The organism is Thioalkalivibrio sp. ALE25, from assembly GCF_000377285.1.
Taxonomy (GTDB): Bacteria; Pseudomonadota; Gammaproteobacteria; order Ectothiorhodospirales; family Ectothiorhodospiraceae; genus Thioalkalivibrio.
Genome location: NZ_KB897926.1, coordinates 107248 through 128086, shown reverse-complemented (window position 1 = coordinate 128086; position 20839 = coordinate 107248). Strand labels below are relative to the sequence as shown.

Annotated in this window: 19 protein-coding genes, 1 tRNA gene and 1 other RNA gene; 16 read left to right on the top strand and 5 right to left on the bottom strand. The window is 67.9% G+C overall.

Features of this window, described 5'->3' with window-relative positions; genetic code table 11:
* Nucleotides 1-6 precede the first annotated feature (6 nt).
* The 3 genes from gatB to C996_RS0102310 all read left to right on the top strand — a co-directional run bounded on the left by gatB (nucleotide 7) and on the right by C996_RS0102310 (nucleotide 2919).
* Nucleotides 7-1440: an Asp-tRNA(Asn)/Glu-tRNA(Gln) amidotransferase subunit GatB gene (gene gatB / locus C996_RS0102320; protein ID WP_018865858.1), complete on the top strand. Its 1434-nt coding sequence runs from the start codon at nucleotides 7-9 to the stop codon at nucleotides 1438-1440.
* 18 nt (nucleotides 1441-1458) lie between these two features.
* A complete protein-coding gene (hslO, locus tag C996_RS0102315; RefSeq protein WP_018865857.1) occupies nucleotides 1459-2355 on the top strand; it encodes an Hsp33 family molecular chaperone HslO in 897 nt (298 codons plus the stop codon).
* Nucleotides 2356-2502: 147 nt separating this feature from the next.
* Nucleotides 2503-2919 carry a hypothetical protein gene (locus C996_RS0102310; RefSeq protein ID WP_018865856.1) on the top strand — a complete coding sequence of 139 codons (417 nt, stop codon included), beginning with the start codon at nucleotides 2503-2505 and terminating at the stop codon, nucleotides 2917-2919.
* Between the two features lie 18 nt (nucleotides 2920-2937).
* On the opposite strand, the gene C996_RS0102305 is transcribed toward C996_RS0102310, so the two are convergent.
* Entirely contained in the window at nucleotides 2938-3693 is a 756-nt protein-coding gene (locus C996_RS0102305) for a molybdopterin-synthase adenylyltransferase MoeB (RefSeq protein ID WP_018865855.1), read from the bottom strand.
* A 179-nt stretch (nucleotides 3694-3872) separates the two neighbouring features.
* On the opposite strand from C996_RS0102305, the gene C996_RS0102300 reads away from it, so the two are divergent.
* The gene (locus C996_RS0102300; RefSeq protein WP_018865854.1) at nucleotides 3873-4235 is read left to right on the top strand and encodes a hypothetical protein; all 363 of its coding nucleotides are present in this window, start codon (nucleotides 3873-3875) and stop codon (nucleotides 4233-4235) included.
* 95 nt (nucleotides 4236-4330) lie between these two features.
* Here the strand turns inward: C996_RS0102300 and prmC are convergent, their stop codons facing one another.
* The 3 genes from prmC to hemA are packed head-to-tail and all read right to left on the bottom strand — an operon-like array spanning nucleotide 4331 to nucleotide 7565.
* The gene (gene prmC / locus C996_RS0102295) at nucleotides 4331-5185 is read right to left on the bottom strand and encodes a peptide chain release factor N(5)-glutamine methyltransferase (protein ID WP_018865853.1); all 855 of its coding nucleotides are present in this window, start codon (nucleotides 5183-5185) and stop codon (nucleotides 4331-4333) included.
* A complete protein-coding gene (gene prfA, locus C996_RS0102290; RefSeq protein WP_018865852.1) occupies nucleotides 5185-6270 on the bottom strand; it encodes a peptide chain release factor 1 in 1086 nt (361 codons plus the stop codon). The genes prmC and prfA overlap by 1 nt, the downstream gene beginning before the upstream one ends.
* Nucleotides 6267-7565 (bottom strand): glutamyl-tRNA reductase, encoded by a 1299-nt coding sequence (hemA, locus tag C996_RS0102285; RefSeq protein WP_018865851.1) that lies wholly within the window; start codon nucleotides 7563-7565, stop codon nucleotides 6267-6269. Before hemA ends, prfA begins: the two co-directional genes overlap by 4 nt.
* A 128-nt stretch (nucleotides 7566-7693) precedes the next feature.
* On the opposite strand from hemA, the gene C996_RS0102280 reads away from it, so the two are divergent.
* The 10 genes from C996_RS0102280 to grxD all read left to right on the top strand — a co-directional run bounded on the left by C996_RS0102280 (nucleotide 7694) and on the right by grxD (nucleotide 15523).
* The gene (locus C996_RS0102280; protein ID WP_018865850.1) at nucleotides 7694-9439 is read left to right on the top strand and encodes a tetratricopeptide repeat protein; all 1746 of its coding nucleotides are present in this window, start codon (nucleotides 7694-7696) and stop codon (nucleotides 9437-9439) included.
* A gap of 14 nt (nucleotides 9440-9453) precedes the next feature.
* The gene (gene lolB / locus C996_RS0102275; RefSeq protein WP_018865849.1) at nucleotides 9454-10098 is read left to right on the top strand and encodes a lipoprotein insertase outer membrane protein LolB; all 645 of its coding nucleotides are present in this window, start codon (nucleotides 9454-9456) and stop codon (nucleotides 10096-10098) included.
* Nucleotides 10095-10976 (top strand): 4-(cytidine 5'-diphospho)-2-C-methyl-D-erythritol kinase, encoded by an 882-nt coding sequence (ispE, locus tag C996_RS0102270; RefSeq protein WP_018865848.1) that lies wholly within the window; start codon nucleotides 10095-10097, stop codon nucleotides 10974-10976. The genes lolB and ispE overlap by 4 nt, the downstream gene beginning before the upstream one ends.
* Nucleotides 10977-11205: 229 nt before the next feature.
* Nucleotides 11206-11280 (top strand) — tRNA-Gln (locus C996_RS0102260).
* Nucleotides 11281-11312: 32 nt separating this feature from the next.
* A non-coding RNA gene (locus tag C996_RS13945) (RtT sRNA) lies at nucleotides 11313-11436 on the top strand.
* Nucleotides 11437-11579: 143 nt separating this feature from the next.
* Nucleotides 11580-12518: a ribose-phosphate diphosphokinase gene (locus C996_RS0102255; RefSeq protein WP_196799341.1), complete on the top strand. Its 939-nt coding sequence runs from the start codon at nucleotides 11580-11582 to the stop codon at nucleotides 12516-12518.
* Between the two features lie 152 nt (nucleotides 12519-12670).
* A complete protein-coding gene (locus C996_RS0102250) occupies nucleotides 12671-13372 on the top strand; it encodes a 50S ribosomal protein L25/general stress protein Ctc (RefSeq protein WP_019592791.1) in 702 nt (233 codons plus the stop codon).
* 25 nt (nucleotides 13373-13397) lie between these two features.
* Nucleotides 13398-14021 carry an aminoacyl-tRNA hydrolase gene (gene pth / locus C996_RS0102245; protein WP_018865845.1) on the top strand — a complete coding sequence of 208 codons (624 nt, stop codon included), beginning with the start codon at nucleotides 13398-13400 and terminating at the stop codon, nucleotides 14019-14021.
* Nucleotides 14018-15112: a redox-regulated ATPase YchF gene (ychF, locus tag C996_RS0102240; protein WP_019592956.1), complete on the top strand. Its 1095-nt coding sequence runs from the start codon at nucleotides 14018-14020 to the stop codon at nucleotides 15110-15112. Before pth ends, ychF begins: the two co-directional genes overlap by 4 nt.
* An 81-nt stretch (nucleotides 15113-15193) precedes the next feature.
* Entirely contained in the window at nucleotides 15194-15523 is a 330-nt protein-coding gene (grxD, locus tag C996_RS0102235; protein WP_017940669.1) for a Grx4 family monothiol glutaredoxin, read from the top strand.
* A gap of 299 nt (nucleotides 15524-15822) precedes the next feature.
* On the opposite strand, the gene rnt is transcribed toward grxD, so the two are convergent.
* Nucleotides 15823-16509, bottom strand: coding sequence for a ribonuclease T (gene rnt / locus C996_RS0102230; RefSeq protein WP_018865843.1), 687 nt, complete (start codon nucleotides 16507-16509; stop codon nucleotides 15823-15825).
* 297 nt (nucleotides 16510-16806) lie between these two features.
* On the opposite strand from rnt, the gene aceE reads away from it, so the two are divergent.
* Nucleotides 16807-19470, top strand: a complete 2664-nt coding sequence (gene aceE, locus C996_RS0102225; protein ID WP_018865842.1) for a pyruvate dehydrogenase (acetyl-transferring), homodimeric type — start codon at nucleotides 16807-16809, stop codon at nucleotides 19468-19470.
* The gene (aceF, locus tag C996_RS0102220) at nucleotides 19412-20818 is read left to right on the top strand and encodes a dihydrolipoyllysine-residue acetyltransferase (RefSeq protein ID WP_081618648.1); all 1407 of its coding nucleotides are present in this window, start codon (nucleotides 19412-19414) and stop codon (nucleotides 20816-20818) included. The genes aceE and aceF overlap by 59 nt, the downstream gene beginning before the upstream one ends.
* Nucleotides 20819-20839: the final 21 nt, after the last annotated feature.

Below are 20839 nucleotides of genomic sequence, written 5' to 3'. Positions count from 1 at the left end.
CGCCGCATGGAATGGGAAACCGTCATCGGGCTGGAGATTCATGCCCAGCTCAATACCGTCTCCAAGATTTTCTCCGGGGCGCCCACCGCCTACGGCGCCGAGCCCAACCGCCAGGCCTGCCCGGTGGATCTGGGCATGCCGGGCGTGCTGCCGGTGCTGAACCAGGGCGCGGTCGAACGGGCCGTGATGCTGGGGCTCGCGATCAACGCCGAGATCACCCCGCGCTCGGTGTTCGCGCGCAAGAACTACTTTTATCCGGATCTCCCCAAGGGCTACCAGATCTCGCAGTTCGAGCTGCCGATCGTGGGCCTGGGGCACCTGGATATCGAGCTGGAAGACGGCACGACCAAGCGCATCGGGGTGACCCGCGCGCACCTCGAGGAGGACGCCGGCAAGAGCCTGCACGAGGGCTTCGAGGCGATGACCGGTATCGACCTCAACCGCGCCGGTACCCCGCTGATCGAGATCGTCTCCGAGCCGGAGCTGCGCTCCGCGAAGGAAGCCGTCGCCTACATGAAGAAGCTGCACTCGCTGGTGCGCTATCTCGATATCTGCGACGGCAACATGCAGGAAGGCAGCTTCCGCTGTGACGCGAACGTCTCGATCCGACCGAAGGGACAGACCGAGTTCGGTACCCGCGCGGAACTGAAGAATCTGAACTCCTTCCGCTTCGTCGAGCGCGCGATCAACTTCGAGGCCGAACGCCAGATCGACGTGATCGAGAGTGGCGGCACGGTGGTCCAGGAGACCCGCCTGTACGACCCGGACCGCGACGAGACGCGTTCCATGCGCAGCAAGGAAGAGGCCAACGACTACCGCTACTTCCCCGATCCGGATCTGCTGCCACTGGTCGTGGACAGCGCCTTCATCGAGACCGTGCGCGAAAAGCTCCCGGAGCTGCCGGACGCCAAGCGCGCGCGCTTCGTCGAGCAGTACGGCCTGTCGGACTACGACGCCGGCGTGCTGACCGCGACCCGCGAGATGGGCGACTTCTACGAGGCCGTGGCCGCCGGCTGCGATGCACCCAAGCTGGCCGCCAACTGGGTGATGGGCGAATTCTCCGCCGCGCTCAACCGCTCCGAGGTGGAACTGGGGGAGGCCCCGGTCAACGCCGACGGCCTGGCCGGACTGATCGCGCGCATCCAGGACGAGACCATCTCCGGCAAGATCGCCAAGGAGGTCTTCGAGGCGATGTGGAACGGCGAGGGCGACGCCGACGCGGTGATCGAGGCCAAGGGCCTCAAGCAGATCACCGACACCGGCGCGATCGACGCCATCATCGACGAGGTCATGGCCAGCAACCCGCAGCAGCTCGAGCAGTATCGCGGCGGCAAGGACAAGCTGTTCGGCTTCTTCGTCGGCCAGGTGATGAAGGCCACCCAGGGCAAGGCCAACCCGGCCCAGGTCAACGAGCGCCTGAAGGCGAAGCTGGACGGTTGATGCGCGGACCGCAATCCCATGCGTGAGGCCGACACCCTGCATCGCTTCATGCTGGAGGAGGCCGGGGTGCGTGGTGAATGGGTGCACCTCGACGCCGCCTGGCAGGCCCTGCTGCAGCGCCACGAGTACCCGCCCGTGGTGCGCGATCTGCTGGGCCAGGCCTATGCGGCCGTGGCCCTGACCGCGGCCACGCTCAAGTTCAATGGCTCGTTGATCCTGCAGGTGACCGGTCCCGGCCCCGTGCACATGATCGTGGCCCAGGCCGATGGCCAGGGCCGGCTGCGCGGGCTCGCCCGCTTTCGCGAGACGCCGCCCGAGGGCGCCACACTGGCCGAGTGCGCCGGCGAGGACGCGCGGCTGATGCTGACGCTGGACCCCGGCGACGGTGGCGAGCGCTACCAGGGCGTGGTCGAGCTGGAGGGCGAGACCCTCGCGGATGCCATGAATGTCTACTTCGAGCGTTCGGAGCAGCTGCCGACCCGGCTGTGGCTGGCCAGCGGGTCGGAGTCCGCGGCCGGCATGCTGTTGCAGGCGCTCCCGGGCGAGGGCGGCGATGCGGTCACGCGGGACTCGGAGGCATGGAACCGCGCGACGATCCTGGCCGAGACCACCACCGCCGAGGAGTTGCTGGAGCTGGATGCCGGCACGCTGCTGGGCCGGCTGTTCGCCGAAGAGCGCGTGCGCCTGTTCGACGGCACGGGCGTCAGTTTTCACTGCCCGTGTTCCCGTGAGCGTATCGGCGAGACCCTGCGCAGCCTCGGCCGTGACGAGATCCGCGGCATCATCGAGGAGCAGGGCGCGGTGGATGTGACCTGCGAATTCTGCAACGCCCACTACCACTTCGACCCGGTCGATGCCGAGGCCCTCTGCGCCGCCGAGGGTACCCAGCCCCCGACCCCGGACACCCGTCAGTAGTCAGCCCTTTGCGGCCCTCCCGCCGCACCCTCTCGTTAGCCCGCCGTGACCCCCGGTCGCCGGCCGGGCGCGGGCCGAGCCCCCGAGCGCCCGTGGTCTTGCTATAGAAGCAGGACTGATCTAGAAGCGTTCGCAGACGGGGGCGCAATGTATTCCCGGCATACCGAAATCCCGACCCTGGATGTCCGCCCCGGCTGGCTGGTGGAGGCGCGTTACTTCAACCAGGTGCGGCGTGCCCTGGCCCGTCTGGGGCCGGAGGTGCGCCTGTCGCCGCCGGGGCTGAAGCATCTCGACCTGATCCTCCAGCGCGATGCGTGGATTGTGGTCGACCGGGTGCTGAACGATATGCCGGTGGTCGCCTGGACCGCCTTTCACTCCCGGGGGCGGCGCAGCCTGCATCGCCCAGTGGCCTGCGAACTGCTGCTGTTCCACGCCATGGCCAGCATGGTGATGAACCGCACCCTGTCGGCGATGGAGCCGGAGCTCGCGGCCGCACTGGCCGAGGCCGGGCCGCCGGCGGCCTCCGGCAAGGTCCTGCCGTTTAATCCGCGCTCCTGCGCCTGAATCGGGGTTGCCCCGGGTTCAGGACGGGGCGTGGCGGTGGCCACACGCGGGGCAGCCGGGGTCGCGCCGCAGGCGAATCTCCCGGAACTGCATGGCCAGTCCGTCGAGGATCAGCAGCCGGCCGCTCAGGGTCGGCAGGCCCATCAGCAGCTTCAGCGCCTCGGTGGCCTGCAGGCTGCCGACCACGCCGGGCAGACTGGCCAGCACCCCGTTTGCGGCGCAGGTGTCCTCGTCGCCGCCCCCTTCGCCGTAGAGACAGTGGTAGCAGGCCGCCTCGGGATCGCGGTAGTCGAAGGTGGTCAGCTGCCCCTCGAAACGGATCACGGCGCCGGAGACCAGTGGCGTGCCGGCTGCCAGCGCGGCCCGGTTGATGGCCCCGCGGGCGGCGAAGTTGTCCGTGCCGTCCAGGACCGCGTCGGCGTCGGCGAACAGCCGGCGCATGGCCGCGTCGTCGAGACGTTCGGCGCGCGCCTCCACCCGGCAGGCGGGGTTCATCGCGGCGATGCGGTCGGTCGCCGAGGCGACCTTGTCGCGGCCGATGTCGGCATCGGTATGCAGGATCTGGCGCTGCAGGTTGGTCACCTCGACGTGGTCCGGGTCCACAAGGGTCAGGCGGCCCACGCCGGCCGCCGCCAGATAGGCGGCGACCGGAGAGCCCAGCCCGCCCAGTCCCATGATCACCGCATGCGCCTGCTGCAGGGCCTCCTGACCCTCCACCCCCACGCCGGGGAGCATGATCTGGCGGCTGTACCGCAGGAGCTGGTCGTCATCCATGGAGCAGGTCTCCGGAGAAAGGCCGAAATTGTAACCGGCGTCACGCTCGCCGGCGGCCTCAGTTGGGTACCGTTCAGGAACGCGGAATAGGCTGAATCCTGGCAATCCTGCCACAACCACGGGTCGGTCGACGCTCCTGAGGAGCGCGCGGACGACCCGAATGGAAGGAGGGATCACTTATGAAGCGACTCACGATTCTGGTACCTGCGGCTTTGCTGGCGCTTGCCCTGGCCGCCCCCACCCATGCGGCCCATCCGGTCACCGGCCCGATGCAGGCGGCGGGTGCCGCCAGCTTCGATGCCGCCGCGCTGCAGCCTGTGCGGCATGGACATTCTCGGGGGTACAAGCACTACCGCGGCCACCCGGGTGCCCACGGCCACAAGCAGGCCAAGCGCGCGAAACACCGCGGCCGCGGCCACCACAAGCACTCGCGCAGCTACGAGCATCATCACTACCACTACTATGACAACCGCTCGAGCCGCTACCGCCACCGTTCTTCGCCCAGCGGCTCGGTCAACCTGCACCTGCGCCTGCCGCTCTGATCCGGACGCAGCCTGATGCAACGCGAGCCCCGGCCCCTGGCCGGGGCTTTTTCGTGATGGTTGCAAGCGCCAACTGATTCAGTGGTCGCCCAAGGTCAGTGCATCCCCAGCGTGGTCCGTTCCTGGCCGGCGGGGTCCCTCAAGGTCCGGATCGCCCGGTAGCCCGCCTGTTGCAGGCGGTCCCGCACGGCCGGGCCCTGATCGAAGCCGTGTTCCAGCAGCAGCCATCCGCCGCGATTCAGGTGGGGCCGGGCGGTATCGATCACCCGGTACAGGTCGGCCAGGCCATGGGCGTCCGCCGCCAGGGCCGAGCGCGGTTCGAAGCGCAGGTCGCCACGGGTCAGGTGCGGATCATCCGGGTCGATGTACGGCGGGTTGCAGGTGATGATGTCCAGCCCTGCCGTTGGCGTCAGCGCGTCCAGCCAGTCGCCCTGCCACAGCCCGACCGGCAGCCCCAGGTCGCGCGCGTTGGTCTGCGCCTGTTGCAGCGCCGCATGACTGCGGTCGCTGGCGAAGGCCCGGATGCGCGGGCGTTCGCTTTTCAGTGCCAGGATGATGGTACCGGGGCCGGTGCCGAGGTCCAGCACCCAGGGGGTGTCGGTTGCGAGCGTGTCGATGGCCAGGAGGGCCTGTTCCACCAGCAGCTCGGTTTCGGGGCGCGGGATCAGGCAGGCGTGGGAGACGCCCAGGTCCAGTGTCCAGAAGCTGCGTCGGCCGAGGATGTGGGCCATCGGTTCGCCGGCGCAGCGGCGCTGGCAGAGCGTGTCGGCGCGGGCGGCCTGTTCGGCCGTGGCGGGGTCGGTGCCGTGGGCGATCAGCTGCGCGGTGTCCAGGCCGGTGGCGGCGCCCAGCAGCATGCGGGCCTCGAGTCCGGGCGCCTCGATCCCGGCGGCCTCCAGGCGGGCACGCAGGTCCCGCAGCAGGCTGTCCAGCGTGGCCGGGGTTTCCATTACGTTTCGGAGAGGGTGGCGAGCTGCTCGGCCTGGTATTCGTGGATCAGCGGGTCGATGACCGGGTCGAGATCACCGGCCATCACCTGTTCCAGCTTGTACAGGGTCAGGTTGATGCGGTGGTCGGTTACGCGGCCCTGCGGGAAGTTGTAGGTGCGGATGCGCTCGGAGCGGTCGCCGCTGCCGACCAGGCCCTTGCGTTCCGCGCTCTGCGCGGTGGCCTGGGCCTCGCGTTCGGCCTCGAACATGCGCGCGGCCAGGTAGGTCATGGCCTTGGCGCGGTTCTTGTGCTGCGAGCGTTCTTCCTGGCACTCGACCACGATGCCGGTGGGCAGGTGGGTCAGGCGCACCGCGGAGTCGGTCTTGTTGACGTGCTGGCCCCCGGCGCCGGAGGCGCGGAAGGTGTCCACGCGCAGGTCGGCCGGGTTGATCTCCGGCATCTCGACCTCCTCCAGTTCCGGCAGGATGGCGACGGTCGCGGCGGAGGTGTGGATGCGGCCCTGGGATTCGGTCTCGGGGACGCGCTGCACGCGATGGGCGCCGGATTCGAACTTGAGTCGCGAGTAGGCGCCCTGACCGGCCAGGCGCCCGATCACCTCGCGGTAGCCGCCATGTTCGCCTTCGCTGGCGCTGAGGATCTCCAGCTTCCAGTTCTTCTGCTCGGCGTAGCGGGTGTACATGCGCAGCAGGTCGCCGGCGAACAGCGCGGCCTCGTCACCGCCGGTGCCGGCGCGGATCTCGAGGAACACGTTGGCGTTGTCGTGCGGGTCCTTCGGGATCAGGTGGCGGTAGAGCTCGGCCTCCAGGGCCTCGGTCTGCTCGGTCAGGGCCTCGATCTCGGCCTCGGCCATCGCACGCAGTTCGGGGTCGTCCTCCGCGAGCATCGCGCGCGCCTCGTCCAGTGCGGCGTGGTTTTCGTGCCAGGCCTTCCAGGCCTCGGCGACCGGCTCCAGCTGGCTGTATTCCTGGGACAGACGACGCAGCTGGTCCGGGTCCTCGGCGGCATCCGGGGTGGCCAGCAGTTGCGCGATCTCGGCGTGGCGCTCGGCCAGGCCCTCGAGCTTGGTGCGGAACGAGGCCTTCACGAATGGGTGCCGGAGTCGGGATCGTTGCCGGGGTCGTCTTCCGGGGCCGGTAGCTGGAACAGGCGGTGCGCGGCCTCCAGCAGGCGGGCGTCGCCCTCGTGGGCCGCGGTGTTCAGCGATTTGCAGGGGGCGTGCATCAGCTTGTTGGTCAGGTTGTGCGCCAGGAGCTGCATCGCCTCCTCCGGCGACTTGCCGGCGCGCAGCATCGCCTCGGCCTTCGCCAGGGCTTCCGCCTTCACGCTGTCGGCGCGCTGGCGCAGCTGGCGGATGCTGTCCACCGAGTCGCGGGCCCGCAGCCAGCGCATGAATTCGCCGGCGCGCTGGGTGATGATCTCTTCGGCCTGTTCGGCCGCGGCCTGGCGCGAGGCCATGTTTTCGTCGATGACCTCCTGCAGGTCGTCGACGGTGTAGAGGTAGACGTCCTCGAGCTGGCCGACTTCGGGCTCGATGTCGCGCGGCACGGCGATGTCCACCATAAACATCGGCTTGTGGCGCCGCTTGCGCAGGGCGCGTTCCACCGCCCCCTTGCCCAGGATGGGCAGCGGCGCGGCGGTGGAGGAGATCACGATGTCGGCATCGGCCAGGCGGTCCGGGAGCTGGTCGAGGCTGATGGCCTCGGCGTCGAAACGCCCGGCCACCGCGCGGGCGCGCTCGACCGTGCGGTTGGCCACGATCACGTTGCCAATGCCGCCACCGGAGAGGTGCTGCAGGGCCAGTTCGATGGTCTCGCCGGCACCGATGACCAGCGCGGTCAGGGGCTTCAGGTCGCCGAAGATCTGGCGTGCCAGCGAGACCGCGGCGAAGGCGACCGAGACGGCGCTCTGGCCGATGGCGGTCTGGGTGCGTACGTCCTTGGCGGTGGCGAAGGCGTGCTGGAACAGCCGTTCCAGCGAGCGCCCCAGCGTGCCGGCGTCGTGGGCATGCTGGTAGGCGGTCTTCATCTGTCCCAGGATCTGCGGCTCGCCCAGGACCATGGAGTCCAGCCCGCTGGCCACGCGCAGGGTGTGGCGCACGGCGGAGCCGTCGTGGTGCAGATAGAGGTAGGGCTTCAGTTCGTCGCGGTCGATGCCGTGGTAGCCGCCGATCCAGTCGAGCACGCGCTGTTCGCTGTGGGGGTCGCCCTCGCGGAAGTAGACCTCGGTGCGGTTGCAGGTCGACAGGATCGCGGTTTCCGGCAGCAGCACGCCGGAGCGCAGCGAGTGCAGGGCCTCGCCGAGCTCGTGCTCGTTGACGGAGAGCCGTTCGCGAATGGCGACCGGTGCCGTCTTGTGATTGATCCCGAGAGTGAACAGCATGCTGGCGCGTATTGTGCCGGAAAACGCGGGCGCGTGGCCGAATTTCCCGATAGTGTACTGTGCTGTAGGCTTGCGTTGGATTGCGGCGGGGATGGAACCCCGCAGCTGCCTGGCCCGTCCCACCCGGTATGCCCGTGCTGATGCCGACTGGATACAAGATGATTCGAAGCCTGCTCGCGCTGACCGCCGTGCTTTCCCTGGCGGGCTGCGCGCACACCCAACTGGATGCCTCGGAACCGCCGGAGTCGGATCGCCCCGAGGTGCTCCCGCTGATGCAGACCGAGGATCCGGAGGCCGCGCTGATGTTCAGCGTGCTGGCCGCCGAGATCGCGGTGCGTTCCGGCGAGCATGCCGAGGCCGCGCGCTACTACGGGGCGGCGGCTCTGCTGAGCGACGACCCCGCCATTGCCGAACGCGCCACGCGCATCGCGCTGTTTGCGCGCGATCACGAGCAGGCCCAGCGGTCGGCCGACCGCTGGCTGCGGCTCGCGCCGGAGAGCATGGAGGCCAGCCAGGTCTCGACGGTGCTGCGGATCAATGCGGGGGATGCCGAACAGGCGGCCGAACAGCTGGATTCGCTGATGAATCGGGTGGTGGTGCAGGGTGGCGACCCCAACGCCACGCTGGGCGGCGTGATCGGCCAGGCCCAGGATCAGGCCGCCGCCCTGGAGACCATGCGGCTGCTCGCCGAGCGGCGCAGCGACGATGTCGGTGTCCACCGTGTACTGGCCGAGGCCGCGCTCCGCTTCGGCGAGCCGGGCGAGGAGGTGCTGGCGGTGACCGGGCCGGCCCGCGAGCGCTTCCCGGATTCGGTGCCGCTGCAGCTGCTGCATGCGCGGGCCCAGAGCGAGGCCGGGCAGGAGGACGCCGCAATCGAGACCCTGCGCGCGACGGTGGAGGCGCACCCGGAGAGCCGCGAGGCCCGGCTGGGCTATGCGCGCGTCCTGACCGAAATGGAGGATGACGCCTTCGCCCGCGAGGAGATGGATCGCCTGGTGGAGCTGGCGCCGGAGGATACCCAGCTCCTGCTGGCGCTGGCCCTGATGAACCTGGAGGCGGAGCAGTTGGGGCCGGCCCGGGATTACCTGGAACGTCTGGACGCACTGGGGGAGCGCGAGAACGATGTCGCGTACTACCTCGGTCGGCTGCACGAGATGGCCGACGAGCCGGACGCCGCCCTGGCCGCCTATGGTCGTGTAGAGGGGGGCGATCACGCCGATGATGCACGCCTGCGCAGTGCGCGCCTGACGCTGCGGCACGACGGCCAGGAAGCGGCGCGCGACTTGTTTGCGCCGATGCAGCAGGGCGTGGACGACGATCTGGCCCGGCGCGCCTATCTGGCGGAGGCGAACGCACTGCGCGAGATCGGCGACTATGCCGAGGCACGCGCCCGGCTGAATCGCGGGCTGGTGCAGTTCCCCGGGGATACCCGGCTGCTGTACCTGCGGGGTCTGGTCCACGAGCGCGAAGACGACATCGCGGCCGCCGAGGCCGATTTCCGCACGATCCTCGAGTCCGATCCCGAGAACGTCGCGGCCCTGAACGCGCTGGGGTACACCCTGGCGGATCGCACCGAGCGGTATGAAGAGGCCTATGACCTGATCCTGCGTGCCTACGAGCAGGAGCCGGACGATGCCGCCATCATCGACAGCTACGGCTGGGTGTTGTACCGCCTGGGCCGGCTGGAGGAGGCCGAGACGCAGCTTCGCCGGGCGTACTCGCTGTCGGACGACGGCGAGATCGCCAGCAATCTGGCCGTCGTCCTCTGGGAACGTGGTGCGCGCGACGAGGCGCGGGAGATCCTCGAGGCTGCGCTGGAGCGCGAGCCCGATCATGAACGCCTGCAGCGCGTACGCAACGACCTGATCGAATGATCCGGGCTGCGGGGATGCGGAAGCCCGGGGATCTTGCGGGCGGGGCGAGGCTGGCCGGTCTGCTGGTCGGCCTGGGTCTTCTGCTGGGTGGCTGTGCCGCGCCCCTGCCAGAGGCGGATACCTCGCCGGCCGCCGAGGCCGCTTTCGAGGCCCGCACCGCACAGCTGGAGGCGCTGGACAGCTGGCGACTGGTCGCGCGCCTGGGGCTGGCCTCCGGCGAGGAATACTGGTCCGCCCAGCTCAACTGGCGGGTGCAGGAAGGTCAGCACGTGCTGGACCTGTCCGGCCCGATGGGGCGCGGTGGTGGTCGGCTGACGCTGTCCGAAAGCGGGCGCGCGCTGCTGGTGACCCGGTCCGGCGAGCGTTTCCAGGCGCAGGACCCGGATGCGCTCGTCGCGCGGGTCCTGGGCGAGTCGATCCCGGTCAGCGGCATGGTCTACTGGGTGCGTGGCCTGCTCCACCCCGAGGCCTCGTACCAGCTGGATGTCGACGCGGACGGCCGGCCACTGGAGATCCACCAGTCCGGCTGGACCATCGAGTACAACGAGTTCGAGGAAATCGACGGCCTGGCGATGCCGGTCACCATGGTGCTGGAGCGCGAAGGGGTGGAATTGCGGGCCCGCATCGGTCGCTGGCAGCTTGGTGGTGATCCGTCATGACCGCTGCCGTCGCGGGCGGGGCCTTCGACACCACTTTTCCCGCGCCCGCCAAGATCAATCGATTCCTGCATATCACCGGCCGGCGGGCGGACGGCTATCACGAGCTGCAGACGGTGTTCCAGTTCCTCGGGCTGGAGGATCGCCTGCGCTTCGAGCCCCTGCCGGCGGGGCGCTTCGAGATGGCGGGCGCGGCCATCGACGGGGCCGACAACCTGTGCCTGCGCGCGGCCCGGCGCCTGGCCCGGGTGGCGAAGACCCCATTTGGCGTGCGTATCCATCTCGACAAGCGGATCCCGGTGGGCGGTGGCCTGGGGGGCGGCAGTTCCGATGCCGCCACCACGCTGGTGGCCTTGAATGCCCTGTTCGAGCTGGGGTGTGATGTCGAGCAGCTGGTGGGGATCGGCCTGGAGCTGGGTGCCGACGTACCGGTGTTCGTGGTCGGCCAGGCAGCCTGGGCCGAGGGTGTGGGCGAGCGGCTCACGGCCGTGGCCCCGGATACCGGCTGGATCCTGCTGATCGACCCTGGGGTTTCGGTCGCCACCGGGACGATGTTCGGGTGTGCGGAATTGACACGCGACTGCCCCACCGAGACAATTTCGTCCGCCGTCGACGCCAGCCGGTTCGTCAACGTGTTCGAACCGGTTGTGCGGGCTCGTTATCCCGAGGTGGATCGGGCGCTGCACTGGCTGGCGGAGCAGACGCCGCGGGCGCGCCTGAGTGGGAGTGGCGGTTGCGTGTTCGGGGTCTTCCCCGACGAAGCGGCAGCTGGGGCGGCGCAGTCCGCGCAGCCGGCTCCGTGGCGCAGCTGGGTGACACCGCTGGTAAACGTGTCGCCCCTGCGGGCCTGGCTGCCTCCAGGCGGTGTGGAGACAGAATGAGTCCAGAGTTATTGGGCCGTAGCCAAGCGGTAAGGCAGCGGGTTTTGATCCCGCTAAGCGCCAGGTTCGACGCGAGCGGCGCAGCCGCGACCGACCGTCGCCGAAGGTGACGGCCCGTAAGGGTGGCGCGCAGCGCCATCATCCTGCCGGCCCGGATCGGCGCCGCCGATCCGCGGGATGGACCGGGCACGATGCCGGCCAGGCAGTACAATAGAGTCCAGCGAGTTATTGGGCCGTAGCCAAGCGGTAAGGCAGCGGGTTTTGATCCCGCCATGCGCAGGTTCGAATCCTGCCGGCCCAGCCATACAACGAAACCGCGGCGCATGGCGCCGCGGCACCGGCCAAAGGGCCGACAGGATGAGAACCGGGTTCGACTCGAGCGGCGTAGCCGCGAGAGCACGCCACCGCAGGTGGCGCCCGAAGGGTGGCGCGCAGCGCCATCATCCTGCCGGCCCAGCCATACAACCTGATCCGCGCCGTTGGTACGGGTCATCAGCTACCAAGACCCCGGCCCAGCACCGGGGTCTATACTGGGGCCCGGGCGATATCGCAGCCCGCCCCACTCCATCCAGACCGGGACGAACCGTGGTCGACAAGAATCGCATGATGATCTTCGCGGGCAATGCGAACCCGCGTCTCGCCCAGGCCGTTGCCGAGCACCTGGGGCTGCCCATGGGCAAGGCCATCGTCGGACGTTTCAGTGATGGCGAGGTGCAGGTCGAGCTGCTGGAGAACGTCCGCGGTCGCGACGTGTTCCTGATCCAGCCGACCGGCCAGCCAACCAACGAGAACATCATGGAGCTGGTGATCATGGTGGATGCGCTGCGCCGCGCCTCGGCCGGCCGCATTACCACGGTGATCCCGTATTTCGGCTACGCGCGCCAGGATCGGCGCGTGCGCTCGGCGCGGGTGCCGATCTCGGCCAAGGTGGTCGCGAACATGATCGAGGCGGTCGGCGCGGACCGTGTGCTGACGATCGACGTGCACGCCGACCAGGTGCAGGGCTTCTTCAACGTCCCGGTAGACAACATCTATGCCTCGCCGGTACTGCTGGGCGATGTCTGGCGACATGTCTCGGGCGATCTGACCGTGGTGTCGCCGGATGTCGGCGGGGTGGTGCGCGCCCGCGCGATCGCCAAGCGGCTGGACGACGCCGACCTGGCGATCATCGACAAGCGCCGCCCGCGCGCGAACGAGTCGGAGGTGATGCACATCATCGGTGATGTGCGCGGCAAGTCCTGCATCATCATCGATGACCTGGTGGATACCGCCGGCACGCTGTGCCAGGCCGCAAAGGCCCTGAAAGAACACGGGGCGCACTCGGTGATGGCCTACGCCACGCACCCCGTGCTTTCTGGCGCGGCAATTGATAACATAAACGGTTCGGCGCTTGACGAGCTTGTGGTGACCGACACGCTGGCCCTGCAGCCCAACGCGCAGAGCTGCGACAAGATCCGGCAGTTGTCGGTGGCGGAGATGCTGGCGGAGACCATCCGCCGCATCAACCGCGAGGAATCCGTCAGTTCGCTGTTCATGGACTAGGGAGACGCTGATTTTTCAGCGTCTCCCTAGCCGTCTTGAGCTAGCCGGAAGATTTCGGGAGGTTCGCCTCCCTTCAGCGCCCCGCCTGGTCGCGGGCGGGGTGTGTTCAGGGCGCTTCGGGTGAAGCGCCTTTCATTTTGGAGACTGTAGCAATGAGCATGAGCTTTACCATTGAAGCCGAGAAGCGTGACGAACAGGGTTCGAGTGCGAGCCGCCGCCTGCGTCGCGCCGGCAAGCTGCCCGCCATCCTGTACGGGGCGGACAAGGACGCCGTGGCCATCACGCTGGATCACAACGCGATGGTCCATAACCTGAAGGAAGACGCGTTCTACTCGCACATCCTCAGCGTGAAGCTGGACGGCAAGACCGAGAAGGCGATCCTGCGCGACGTGCAGCGCCATCCGTTCAAGCCGACCATCTACCACGTCGACCTGATGCGCGTGAGCGCCAACCAGCCGATCCGCGTCAGCGTGCCGCTGCACTTCCATAACGAGGAAGAGGCCAAGGGCGTGAAGCTGGGCGGCGGCATGGTCAGCCGCATGATCAACGAGCTCGAGGTCGAGTGCCTGCCGGGCGATCTGCCCGAGTCCATCGATATCGATGTCGTCGAGATGGATGTCGGCGACACCCTGCATATCTCCGAGCTGAAGCTGCCGGAAGGCGTGCAGAGTGTCGCGCTGATGCATGGCGAGGAATACGACTACGCCGTGGTCAGCGTCCTGCTGCCGCGCGCCGCCAAGACCGAGGAAGAAGAGGTCGAGGAAGGCGAGGCTGCCGAGGCCGAAGGTGGCGAGGAAGCCGCGGGTGGCGAAGAGGCCTCCGGCGACGAGTCGGAGTCCGGGGACAAGGAGTAAGCCCCTGCGGCTTGCCGCCTGAACGATGGCGATCCAACCCGAACCGATCCGTCTGGTGGTCGGGCTGGGCAACCCGGGCCCGCGTTATGCCGAAACCCGGCATAACGCGGGTTTCTGGTTTGTGGACACCCTGGCCCGCCGGCATGGCGTGGACTTTCGCCCCGAGAGCCGCTTCGATGGCGAGGCGGCCCGCCTCAACCTGCCCACGGGCGACTGCTGGCTGCTCAAGCCCATGAGCTTCATGAACAAGAGCGGCCTGCCGGTGCGCAAGTGCGCCGATTTCTACCGTATACCCCCCGAGGCTATCCTGATCGTCCACGACGAACTGGACCTCGATCCGGGCGTGGTGCGGCTGAAAATGGGTGGCGGGCATGGCGGCCACAATGGCCTGCGGGATCTGCATCGACACCTGGGCGGCCCGAACTACGCTCGGCTGCGGGTCGGCATCGGCCACCCGGGGCATCGCGATGATGTGGTGCCCTTCGTGCTGGATCGTCCCGGCAAGGCCGACACGCAGGCGATCGAGGAAGCCATCGACAAGGCCCTGGATCAGGTGCCTGCGCTGGTAGCCGGGCGCTGGGACGAGGCGGTGCGCAATCTGCATGGCGGCAGCACGAAGCCGGCCACGAATTCCGAGGAAACCCGATGAGTCTTAAATGCGGGATCGTGGGTCTGCCGAACGTCGGCAAGTCCACCCTGTTCAATGCCCTCACGCGTGCGGAGATCGCCGCGGAGAACTATCCCTTCTGCACCATCGACCCGAACGTGGGTGTGGTGGAGGTCCCGGATCCGCGCCTGACCCGGCTGAGCGAGATCGTGAAGCCCCAGCGCACGCTTCCCACCACGGTCGAGTTCGTGGACATTGCCGGGCTGGTGGCCGGGGCGGCCCAGGGCGAGGGGCTGGGCAACCAGTTTCTGGCGCATATCCGCGAGACCGACGCCATCGCGCAGGTGGTGCGCTGCTTCGAGGACGACGACATTGTGCATGTCGCCGGCAAGGTCGATCCGATCGCCGACATCGAGACCATCAGCACCGAGTTGATGCTGGCGGATCTGGAGACCGTGAACAAGGCGCTGAAGCGTCTGGAACGGGCGGCCAAGTCGCAGGACAAGACCGCGATCGCCCAGCTCAAGGCCGCCGAGAAGGTCGGGGCCGGCCTGGATCAGGGGATTCCTGCGCGGGCCCAGGATCTGGACGAGGACGAGCGCCGGGCACTGTACGACCTGCATCTGTTGACCCTCAAGCCGCTGATGTACATCGCCAATGTCGACGAGGCCTCGCTTGCCGGGGGTAACGCGATGGTGGAGGCAGTGCAGGCCCGCGCGGCCGAGGAGGGTGCCGAGGTAGTCAGTGTCTGCGCTGCCATCGAAGCGGAGATCGCGGTGCTCGACCCGGAGGAGCGCGCGGAATTTCTGGCCGATCTGGGGCTGGAAGAGCCGGGGCTGGACCGGGTGATCCGCACCGCCTATCGCCTGCTGAGCCTGCAAACATTTTTCACCGCCGGCGAGAAGGAAGTCCGCGCCTGGACCGTGCGCCAGGGCTCCAGCGCGCCGCAGGGGGCCGGGGTGATCCACACCGATTTCGAGCGCGGTTTCATCCGTGCCGAGGTGGTCGGTTACGACGACTTCGTGGCCCACAACGGCGAGCAGGGCGCGAAGGACGCGGGGAAATGGCGCCTCGAGGGCAAGGAATACGTGCTCAAGGAAGGCGACGTGGTACATTTCCGCTTCAATGTCTGAGCGTTATACTAGGAATTGACCCGGGGGCGCCGGGCCCTGCCGCCTGGCGCCCCGTTCGGCACCCAATCTCGGAGTACAGTAATGGACGTAATGGATCGTATCCGCCAGCAGGTGGAAGACAACCCGGTGGTGATCTTCATGAAGGGCACCCCGCAGTTCCCCATGTGCGGCTTCTCCAGCCGTGCAGTGGAGGCGCTGAAGCGCTGCGACCAGGAATTCGGCTACGTGAACGTGATCGCGGACCAGGAGGTTATGCAGAACCTGCCGCGTTTCGCCGACTGGCCGACCTTCCCCCAGGTCTATATCGACGGCGAACTGATCGGCGGCTGCGACATCACCCTCGAGATGTTCGAGAGCGGCGAGCTGAAGAAGATGGTCGACGAGGCCCACGCCAAGCGCGCCGCGAGCTAAAGCGGCTTGTGCCGCAGCCGCTCCGCTGGCTGCGGCACACCCGAGATCCGTCATCGCGAGGCCCCGTCCGGGGCCGTGGCGATCTCCTGACGTGGCCACCTGCTCCCGCTTCGTGCCCGCGCGCCGGGAGATTGCTTCACCCCTTCGGGGTTCGCAATGACGGGGTTGCGGTTGTGTCATCGTGAGCCGCGCAGCGGCGTGGCGATCTCCGTGGGTGGCCCCCGCGGCCTTTCAATGCCCTTCGCGCTTTTGTGCCACCGACCCTGCGGCGCCTCGTCATGACGGGGGCGACGTCGGGCTCAGCTGCCTGGTGGCAGTTCTTCCGGATCGGGCAGGCGCAGGGCGTTCGCCGGTACGCCGACCCCGTCCTGCCAGCGGTTCGCGATCTGGCAGAAGATGTCCGCCGTCTTTTCCGCGTCGAAGGAGGCGCTGTGGGCGGCCTCCGTATCCCATCCCAGCCCCGCGGCATCCGCCGCGCGCGCCAGAACGGTCTGGCCGAAGGCCAGGGCCGCCAGCGATACCGTGTCCAGGCTGGAGAACGGGTGGAACGGGTTGCGCTTGATGCCGCAGCGTTCCGCCGTCGCGTGCACGAAGCCCAGGTCGAAGTGGGCATTGTGCCCCACCAGGACCGCGCGCTTGCAGTGGTTCACCTTGACCTCCCGGCGTACCTCGCTGAACAGCTTGCCCATGGCCTGATCCTCCGGCCAGGCCGCCCGCAGCGGGTGGTAGGGGTCGATCCCGTTTACTTCCAGTGACTTCGGGTCCAGTTCCGAGCCCTCGAACGGGCGCACATGCAGGCTCACCGTGCGCTCGCGCACCAGGTGGTCGTTCGCGTCGCGACGCAGGAACACCGCGGCGATCTGCAGCAGGGCATGCCGGCGGCAGTCGAAACCACCGGTTTCCACGTCGACGACCACCGGAAGAAAGCCGCGGAAGCGGTTCGCCATCGGGCGGTGGTTGGGGTCCAGCTGCAGGGATTCGGGCATTGGGGTACTCGGTTTCGCGCGGGGCGTTGGTTCGGGATGTGGACGGTGCCGGGTCGGGTACGGGTCCAGCTTCCATAGGTTCGGGCGGAATGGGTGCGGATTGCGCACGTTCCCTCAGTTTTCCCCGACGATCGGCGCCATAGAAGGCTTTCGCTTGACCTGTTGGCGGCACAGTCGGGATACTTGCGCCTTTTATGCCCGCCCGACACCGGCGCATGGTAGCAAATGCCCGACCGCCCGGTGGCCCGGCCCTTTAGTGGCAACCCGATTTCCAACCCGTTTTCAGGGGTAGAGCGCATGGACCCGAACGCGACCGAACACGATATCGACCCGCAGGAGACCCAGGAGTGGATCGACGCCCTGGCCTCCGTGCTGGAGACGGATGGCCCCGAGCGGGCGCATGCCCTCCTCGAGCGGCTGGTCGACAAGGCGCGCCGCAGCGGGGCTTACCTGCCGTACTCCGCCAATACCGCCTATGTGAACACCATCCCCACCCACCTGGAGCCCGAGTATCCGGGCGACGGCGCGGTGGAGCACCGCATCCGTTCCTACATCCGCTGGAACGCGATGGCGATGGTGGTCAAGGCCAACCGTGCCTCGGCCGAGCTGGGCGGGCATATCGCGACCTTCGCGTCCGCCGCCACGCTGTATGACGTCGGCTTCAACCACTTCTGGCATGCCCCGTCGCACGATCATGGTGGCGACCTGCTGTTTGCCCAGGGGCATTCCTCGCCGGGGATCTACGCCCGCGCGTTCATGGAGGGCCGCCTGAGCGAGGAGCAGCTGGACCACTTCCGTCGCGAGGTCGATGGCAAGGGCCTGTCCTCCTACCCGCATCCGTGGCTGATGCCGGACTTCTGGCAGTTCCCGACCGTGTCCATGGGCCTGGGCCCGATCATGAGCATCTACCAGGCGCGTTTCATGCGCTATCTGCAGGATCGCGGCCTGGCGCAGACCGAGAACCGTCGCGTCTGGAGCTTTGTCGGCGACGGCGAGGTGGACGAGCCGGAGACCCTGGGCGCGATCACGCTGGCCTCGCGCGAGAAGCTGGACAACCTGACCTGGGTGGTGAACTGCAACCTGCAACGTCTGGACGGCCCGGTGCGTGGCAATGGCAAGATCGTGCAGGAGCTGGAGGCGATCTTCCGCGGTGCCGGCTGGAACGTGGTCAAGGTGCTGTGGGGTCGCTACTGGGACCCGCTGCTGGCCAAGGATACCGACGGGTTGCTGCAGAAACGCATGATGGAGGCGGTCGACGGCGACTACCAGAACTACAAGTCGCGCGACGGCGCCTACGTGCGCGAGCACTTCTTCGGCAAGTACCCCGAGCTCAAGCGCATGGTGGCCAACATGTCCGACGAGGACATCTGGCGCCTGAATCGCGGCGGCCATGACCCGGTCAAGGTCTATGCGGCCTACAAGGCGGCGGCCGAGCACAAGGGCCAGCCGACCGTGATCCTCGCGCACACGGTGAAGGGTTACGGCATGGGCGCGGCGGGCGAGGCGCAGAACCGCACCCACAGCCAGAAGAAGATGGACGCGGACGACATGAAGCAGTTCCGCGACCGCTTCAATATCCCGCTGTCGGACGAGCAGGTGGAGAAGGCCGAGTACATCAAGCCGGACCCCGACTCCGACGAGATGAAGTACATGCACGAGCGGCGCAAGGACCTCGGCGGCTACCTGCCGGTGCGCCGCCCGCTGGCCACCCCGCTGGAGATCCCGGGGCTGGATGCCTTCAATGGTCTGCTGGAGGCCTCCGGCGAGCGCGAGATGTCCACCACCATGGCCTTCGTGCGTCTGCTGACCCTGCTCGCGCGCGACAAGAAGATCGGCAAGAACATCGTCCCGATCGTGCCCGACGAGGCGCGCACCTTCGGCATGGAAGGGCTGTTCCGTCAGCTGGGGATCTACTCCTCGGTCGGCCAGCTCTACGAGCCGCAGGACAAGGACCAGGTGATGTATTACAAGGAGGACAAGAAGGGCCAGATCCTGGAAGAGGGGATCAACGAGGCCGGCTCCATGTCCTCCTGGATCGCGGCGGCCACGTCCTATTCCACGCATGGCGTGGCGATGGTGCCGTTCTACATCTTCTATTCGATGTTCGGCTTCCAGCGCGTTGGCGACCTGATCTGGGCCGCCGGCGACATGCGTGCCCGCGGCTTCCTGATGGGGGCGACTGCCGGGCGCACCACGCTGGCCGGCGAGGGCCTGCAGCACGATGACGGCCACAGCCTGATGATGGCCGCCAACGTGCCCAACTGCATCGCCTACGACCCGACCTTCGCCTTTGAGCTGGCGGTGATCGTGCAGGACGGCATGCGCCGCATGTACGCGGAGCAGCAAAGCGTCTTCTACTACATCACCGTGATGAACGAGAACTACCCGCAGCCGGCCATGCCGAAGGGCGCCGAGGAAGGCATCCGCCGCGGCCTGTACCGGCTGCAGGCCGGCGGGCGCAAGAAAAAGAAGGTGCGCCTGCTGGGCTCCGGTACCATCCTGCGCGAGGCCATTGCCGCCGCCGAACTGCTGGACCAGGACTTCGGCGTGGCCGCCGAGGTCTGGAGCGCGACCAGCTTCAACGAACTGGCCCGCGACGGCCGCGATGCCGAGCGCCATGCGCGCCTGCACCCGGACGCCAAACCGCGCACATCCTGGGTGGAGGAATGCCTGGGTGATTCGGATGCGCCGGTGGTCGCCGCGACCGACTACGTGCAGGCCTATGCCGACCAGATCCGTGCCTTTGTGCCGGCCGACTACCGTGTGCTGGGGACCGACGGCTTCGGCCGTTCGGATACCCGCGCCGCGCTGCGCCGCCACTTCGAGGTGGATCGCTACCACATCGCGGTCACGGCCCTGAAGGCCCTGGCCGATGCCGGGACCGTCGAGGTCAAGACCGTGAGTGACGCGATCAAGAAGTACAAGATCGACGTCGAACGGCCCAACCCGTTGCAGGCCTGAGGCCGCCGGACCCGAGGCAGGAGCAGACATGAGCAACACGACTACTGTGCACGTCCCGGATATCGGCGACTTCAAGGACGTCGAGATCATCGAGGTCATCGTCAGCCCGGGGGACACCGTTTCCCCCGAGGACCCGCTGATCACGCTGGAATCCGACAAGGCCTCCATCGAGATCCCCGCCCCGCAGGGCGGCACCGTGAAGGCGCTGAAGGTAAAGGCCGGCGACCGCGTGAACGAGGGCGACCCGATCCTGGAACTGGAGCCCTCCGACGAGGGTGCCGCCGAGGACACCTCCGCCAAGGACGAGGCACCGAAGCAGGAAGCGCCGTCTTCCGCGGAGGCCCCGGCCGAGCCGGCCCCCGAGGCCGAGAAGTCGCAGCCTGCCCCGAAGGCCGCCGACCGGGCCGATCCGCGGCCGTCGCCGACCGAACACATCCGTGACGAGTCGGCCTTCCGCAAGGCCCATGCCTCGCCGGTGGTACGCAAGTTCGCGCGCGAGCTGGGCGTGGACCTCAGCAAGGTCGAGGGTTCCGGGCGCAAGGGCCGCATCCTGCGTGAGGACGTGCAGGGCTTTGTGAAGCGCGCCCTGAGCCAGGGTGCCGGCGGCGGCCTGGGCGTGGAGCCGATGCCGGAGATCGACTTCTCCGAGTTCGGTCCGATCGAGACCCAGCCGCTGTCGAAGATCAACAAGCTCACCGGCAAGAACCTGCATCGCAACTGGGTCACCGTCCCGCACGTCACCCAGTTCGACGAGGCGGACATCACCGAGCTCGAGGACTTCCGCAAGTCGCTGAAGGCCGAGTACGAGAAGAAGGGCGTGAAGGTCACCTTCCTGCCGTTTTTGATGAAGGCGGTGGTCTCCGCGCTCAAGCAGTACCCGCGCTTCAACGCCTCGCTGGATGCGACCGGCGAGAACCTGATCCTGAAGCAGTACTACAACCTCGGCATCGCGGTGGACACGCCGGACGGTCTGGTCGTCCCGGTGGTGCGTGACGTCGACCGCAAGAGCCTGGTCGACATCGCCTCCGAGCTGATGGACCTGTCTCAGCGCGCCCGCGACAAGAAGCTCAAGCCCGCGGACATGCAGGGCGGCTGCCTGACCATCTCCAGCCTCGGCGGGATCGGTGGCACCCAGTTCACGCCGATCGTGAACGCCCCCGAGGTGGCGATCCTCGGTGTGTCGCGCTCCAGCATGAAGCCCGTCTGGAACGGCAAGGAGTTCGAGCCGCGCCTGATCCTGCCGCTGGCGCTGTCGTACGATCACCGGGTGATCGACGGCGCCCTGGGCGCCCGCTTCGCCACCACGCTGAGCGCGCTGCTGTCCGACATGCGCCGCATGTTGCTGTAAGCCAATTCGAACCGGAGTGAC

Bases quoted from the DNA above. Each gene is read 5' to 3' on its own strand.
- C996_RS0102300 (WP_018865854.1), top strand. From the start codon at position 3,873: ATGAAGCGACTCACGATTCTGGTACCTGCGGCTTTGCTGGCGCTTGCC.
- C996_RS0102305 (WP_018865855.1), bottom strand. From the start codon at position 3,693: ATGGATGACGACCAGCTCCTGCGGTACAGCCGCCAGATCATGCTCCCC.
- gatB (WP_018865858.1), top strand. From the start codon at position 7: ATGGAATGGGAAACCGTCATCGGGCTGGAGATTCATGCCCAGCTCAAT.
- lolB (WP_018865849.1), top strand. From the start codon at position 9,454: ATGCGGAAGCCCGGGGATCTTGCGGGCGGGGCGAGGCTGGCCGGTCTG.
- grxD (WP_017940669.1), top strand. From the start codon at position 15,194: ATGGACGTAATGGATCGTATCCGCCAGCAGGTGGAAGACAACCCGGTG.
- C996_RS0102250 (WP_019592791.1), top strand. From the start codon at position 12,671: ATGAGCATGAGCTTTACCATTGAAGCCGAGAAGCGTGACGAACAGGGT.
- ychF (WP_019592956.1), top strand. From the start codon at position 14,018: ATGAGTCTTAAATGCGGGATCGTGGGTCTGCCGAACGTCGGCAAGTCC.
- aceE (WP_018865842.1), top strand. From the start codon at position 16,807: ATGGACCCGAACGCGACCGAACACGATATCGACCCGCAGGAGACCCAG.
- C996_RS0102310 (WP_018865856.1), top strand. From the start codon at position 2,503: ATGTATTCCCGGCATACCGAAATCCCGACCCTGGATGTCCGCCCCGGC.
- hslO (WP_018865857.1), top strand. From the start codon at position 1,459: ATGCGTGAGGCCGACACCCTGCATCGCTTCATGCTGGAGGAGGCCGGG.
- ispE (WP_018865848.1), top strand. From the start codon at position 10,095: ATGACCGCTGCCGTCGCGGGCGGGGCCTTCGACACCACTTTTCCCGCG.
- rnt (WP_018865843.1), bottom strand. From the start codon at position 16,509: ATGCCCGAATCCCTGCAGCTGGACCCCAACCACCGCCCGATGGCGAAC.
- C996_RS0102280 (WP_018865850.1), top strand. From the start codon at position 7,694: ATGCCCGTGCTGATGCCGACTGGATACAAGATGATTCGAAGCCTGCTC.
- pth (WP_018865845.1), top strand. From the start codon at position 13,398: ATGGCGATCCAACCCGAACCGATCCGTCTGGTGGTCGGGCTGGGCAAC.
- C996_RS0102255 (WP_196799341.1), top strand. From the start codon at position 11,580: ATGATGATCTTCGCGGGCAATGCGAACCCGCGTCTCGCCCAGGCCGTT.
- hemA (WP_018865851.1), bottom strand. From the start codon at position 7,565: ATGCTGTTCACTCTCGGGATCAATCACAAGACGGCACCGGTCGCCATT.
- prmC (WP_018865853.1), bottom strand. From the start codon at position 5,185: ATGGAAACCCCGGCCACGCTGGACAGCCTGCTGCGGGACCTGCGTGCC.